This is a genomic window from Streptococcus pseudopneumoniae (assembly GCF_038148935.1).
Classification (GTDB): Bacteria; Bacillota; Bacilli; order Lactobacillales; family Streptococcaceae; genus Streptococcus; species Streptococcus pseudopneumoniae_U.
In genome coordinates this window covers 1-4463 of record NZ_JBBJZX010000116.1, presented here as the reverse complement: position 1 = coordinate 4463, position 4463 = coordinate 1, and the positions used below count along the sequence as shown (strand labels likewise).

The following is a 4463-nucleotide window of genomic DNA, read 5'->3' as shown; positions in this document are numbered from 1 at the left end:
AAACTTTAGTATAATCATAGCAACGGATAAGTAGGTTATCTTCTTCTTTCAGAAAGTCTGCGGGTGCTGCGAGCAGATAGGAGGGATAGGTGAAATTCTACCGTTAATAACAATTACATATACAATCAAGTGCACACCTGTGAAGTTGGATGGAACCGTGGCCCTGCCACTCCAACGCTTTGTCAGGTGTGCTTTTTTCATAAAGGAGTTCTTATGTTAGATATCAAACGTATTCGTACAGACTTTGATGCTGTCGCAGAAAAATTGGCTACACGTGGTGTAGATGCTGCTGTCTTGAATGAGATGAAAGAAATCGATGCCAAACGTCGTGACATCTTGGTCAAGGTTGAAACTCTCAAAGCAGAACGTAACACAGTTTCTGCTGAGATTGCCCAAGCTAAGCGCAACAAGGAAAATGCAGATGACAAGATTGCTGCCATGCAAACTCTATCTGCTGAGGTCAAAGCCTTGGATGCTGAATTGGCAGACATCGATGCTAAATTGACAGAATTTACCACTACTCTTCCAAACATTCCAGCTGATAGCGTTCCTGTTGGAGCTGATGAAGATGACAATGTGGAAGTTCGCCGTTGGGGGACTCCACGCGAGTTTGACTTCGAACCTAAAGCTCACTGGGATCTTGGTGAAGACCTTGGTATCCTTGACTGGGAACGCGGTGGTAAGGTAACAGGAGCTCGCTTCCTCTTCTATAAAGGCCTCGGTGCTCGTTTGGAACGTGCTATCTACAACTTTATGTTGGATGAGCATGGAAAGGAAGGCTATACGGAAGTCATCACGCCTTACATGGTTAACCATGACTCTATGTTTGGTACTGGTCAATATCCAAAATTCAAGGAAGACACTTTTGAACTCAGCGACAGCAATTATGTCCTTATTCCTACAGCTGAAGTTCCTCTGACAAACTACTACCGTGATGAAATCCTTGACGGTAAAGACCTGCCAATCTACTTCACTGCTATGAGCCCATCATTCCGTTCTGAGGCTGGTTCAGCTGGCCGTGATACTCGTGGCTTGATTCGTTTGCACCAATTCCACAAGGTTGAAATGGTTAAATTTGCCAAGCCAGAAGAATCTTACGAAGAATTGGAAAAAATGACAGCCAACGCTGAAAATATTCTTCAAAAACTCAACCTTCCATACCGTGTCGTTGCTCTCTCTACAGGAGATATGGGCTTCTCAGCTGCTAAAACTTACGACTTGGAAGTGTGGATTCCAGCCCAAAATACTTACCGTGAAATCTCAAGCTGTTCAAACACAGAAGATTTCCAAGCCCGTCGTGCCCAAATCCGTTACCGTGATGAAGCAGATGGCAAGGTGAAATTGCTCCATACCTTGAACGGTTCTGGACTTGCAGTTGGACGTACAGTGGCTGCTATTCTTGAAAACTACCAAAATGAAGATGGTTCTGTGACCATTCCAGAAGCACTTCGTCCATACATGGGTGGAGCTGAAGTTATCAGACCATAAAAAATAAGGTTTAGCTATTTCTAGCTAGACCTTTTTTCGTAACCAAATTAGATAAGCACCTAATACAAAGAGCAAAATGATTAGGCAAATAACAGTTTCAGCCAGTACCAGATAATCCAGAAATGGAAATTTCAAGATTCCTTGAACCATCTTGAGCGAAGTAGCTGTGATAATGGTTGGGAAGGTGAGGGCTGAGAAGGCTGGTTGAAAGCCTTGTTTTAAAATATTGGGCAGACGAGTTAAAACAAAGAAAAAGAAGGATTGGGAAGCCAAAATCATGGCAATCAAGAGCCAAGTCGGTAGGCTGGCTCCTCCAACTCGGACTAGAGAAGCCAAGAGTAGAGAGAAAGGAGCACAGTAGATCCCTTCTTGTCCAAGCATGGCTTGTGGGAGTGGATGTTTCTTTAAATCGCTATAAATAAGCGGGTAGAGATAGAAGGTCAAGAGAAATCCAAAACTCAAGGTCGCATAGGCAATTTCGATGATACCTACAAGAGGATAGGTCAAGGCTGCTACTGCTATCCCCACATAGAGAACCGTCCAGCTTGGAGTCGCATGAACCCTCCGCCCTGGATAGGCAAATTTGATAGTGAAGCCAGCAATCAGAGCCACATCCAAGAGAAATGAAAACCACCAGAGCCCTTGCGCTACCAAAGGAAGATGAGGTAAGACGCGAAAAACATAGGTAGATAAAATCATCCCAGCCATAGGAAAAGTGGCCATCCCTGACAAAAGAGGGGGCTTGGTCAATTCTTGCTTGGTTTCCTTCCAATTAAAGAGATGCAAAATCAGAAAGTAAATCCATAAAACCAAACCAGTCAGACTAAAAAGATGTGACAGAACCGGCAACGTATCTAAAATAAGATTTCCAGCTCCTGCCAAACCTAGCAAACAACCAGAAAATACCAAAGGGAGTTTTTTCATCCTAACCTCCAATAATCATGTTAGTTTCAGTATAGCATAAAAGCGCTTAAATGAGGGGATAAAAAACGAAGTCCGATTATTTCAGACTTCATTTTACTCAGATATGAATTAAGCATAAGGTTGCAATTCTGGGTTAATTGGGGTATTAGCTAGATTGTTGGCATAGTTACAGAGGCTTGCTAGGCTGACACCAAGAACCACATCCAAGGCATTTTGTTGGGTGTAGCCAGCTTCTAAAAACTCACCCAAGGCTTCATCTCCTACACGTCCTTTAGTGTTGATAACCGCCAAGGTAAACTTAGCTAGGGTGTCCAATTTAGGATCTGTTTCAATCGGAGTACGATTGCGAAGGGCTTGCAGAAGGTCATCGTTCATCTGGATTTGTTTAATTGAAAAGGCTGTGTGACCTGCGACACAGAAGGCACAACCATTGGTCACGGCTGCCGTGATTTGCACGACTTCGCGCTCAACGGGTGTCAGGCTATTGCGACGGTTGATAGCTCCGACAGTACGATAAGCCTCTAAAGCAGTCGGTGCATTAGCCAAGAGACCGATTAGGTTGGGAATATAGCCATTGTTATCTTTTTCTACTGTTTCAAGAACCTCTTTCACTTCTGCTGGCGCTGATTCTACTGTATGAATTGTAAATGTTGTCATCATAAAACCTCTTTTCATGTTGTTGAAATCTAGTCTATCACAGATTCTATACCTTGTATAATATATATTTTAAATTGCACCGATAGAAATTTTTTATGAAATCAAAAAATCACACGCGATGTGTGATTCCATTATTTATCAAAATACTTTTTAGTCTCAACAATAACGACTGGCGACAAGACTAATAGGGCAATCAAGTTTGGTAGAGCCATCAAGGCGTTAACGATATCTGCGATAATCCAAACCATATCCAACTCGATAAATCCTCCCAACAAGACCATGAGCACAAAGACCACACGGTAGAGCCAGATAAAGCGAACCCCAAAGAGAAACTCGAAACAACGTTCTCCGTAGTAGTTCCAACCTAGAATCGTCGTGAAGGCAAAGAGTACAAGGAAGATTGTCAGGAGTGCAGGTCCAAAGTGTGAAAAGACTGTTGAGAAGGCTGACTGAGTCAAGGCAACCCCATTCAAGTCACCACTCCAAACACCAGTTACCAAGATGGTCAAACCAGTCAAGGTACAGATAATGAGGGTATCAATAAAAGTCCCTGTCATAGAAATCAAACCTTGCTCTACTGGTTCGTTTGTCTTAGCTGCAGCAGCTGCAATGGGAGCAGAACCCAGACCAGATTCGTTTGAGAACACACCACGCGCAACACCATTTTGAATAGCCATCCGAATGCTAGCACCGGCAAATCCACCTACCGCAGCAACCGGACTAAAAGCGGATGTCAAAATTAGAGTGATTGTAGCAGGGATTTTCCCGATATTAAAGAAAATAACTGTAAGAGTTCCCAAAATATAAATAATAGCCATAAAAGGAACAACAGTAGTTGAAACCTTAGAAATGGACTTGAGTCCACCAAAGACTGCAATCGCTACAAATACAGACAACACAAGAGCAGTGATAGCTGGCGAAATAGTCGTTGTATTCTGGATAGATTCTGTAATCGAGTTGACTTGGGTAAAGGTTCCGATTCCCAACAAAGCTACTAGCACACCTGCTAGGGCAAAGAAGATGGCAAGTGGTCGCCACTTTTCTCCCATCCCTAGAAGGATATAGTGCATGGGACCTCCCGCTACTGCACCATGATCATCCTTGGTACGGTATTTGATAGCTAGTAGTCCTTCCGCATACTTGGTAGCCATCCCAAAGAAAGCAGCCATCCACATCCAAAAGAGGGCTCCTGGGCCACCGACCTTGATAGCCGTCGCCACCCCAATAATATTTCCTGTACCAACTGTCGCTGCGAGTGCTGTACACAAGGCCGCAAAACTGGATACATCGCCATGCCCCTTATCCTTGGTAAAAATAAGCTGGAAGGCCTTGGGCAGCCGCAAAACCTGCAAGAGTCCTAGACGAGCAGTTAGGTAAATCCCTGTTCCGACCAA

4 protein-coding genes are annotated in these 4463 nt (G+C 43.8%); 1 reads left to right on the top strand and 3 read right to left on the bottom strand.

Features of this window, described 5'->3' with window-relative positions; translation table 11 throughout:
• Positions 1 to 213 precede the first annotated feature (213 nt).
• Positions 214 to 1488, top strand: coding sequence for a serine--tRNA ligase (gene serS, locus WKI42_RS09535; protein ID WP_368081799.1), 1275 nt, complete (start codon positions 214 to 216; stop codon positions 1486 to 1488).
• A 24-nt stretch (positions 1489 to 1512) separates the two neighbouring features.
• Here serS and WKI42_RS09530 read toward each other — a convergent pair whose 3' ends face one another.
• From WKI42_RS09530 to WKI42_RS09520, 3 genes are all read right to left on the bottom strand, one after another.
• On the bottom strand, positions 1513 to 2412 hold the full coding sequence (locus tag WKI42_RS09530) for a TDT family transporter (protein WP_368081798.1): 900 nt from the start codon (positions 2410 to 2412) through the stop codon (positions 1513 to 1515).
• Positions 2413 to 2520: 108 nt separating this feature from the next.
• A complete protein-coding gene (locus WKI42_RS09525; RefSeq protein ID WP_033686525.1) occupies positions 2521 to 3069 on the bottom strand; it encodes a carboxymuconolactone decarboxylase family protein in 549 nt (182 codons plus the stop codon).
• A gap of 131 nt (positions 3070 to 3200) precedes the next feature.
• Positions 3201 to 4463, bottom strand: a 1263-nt coding sequence (locus WKI42_RS09520; RefSeq protein WP_368081797.1) for a sodium:alanine symporter family protein, incomplete at its 5' end; no start/stop codon positions are given.

Bases quoted from the DNA above. Each gene is read 5' to 3' on its own strand.
- serS (WP_368081799.1), top strand. From the start codon at position 214: ATGTTAGATATCAAACGTATTCGTACAGACTTTGATGCTGTCGCAGAA.
- WKI42_RS09530 (WP_368081798.1), bottom strand. From the start codon at position 2,412: ATGAAAAAACTCCCTTTGGTATTTTCTGGTTGTTTGCTAGGTTTGGCA.
- WKI42_RS09525 (WP_033686525.1), bottom strand. From the start codon at position 3,069: ATGACAACATTTACAATTCATACAGTAGAATCAGCGCCAGCAGAAGTG.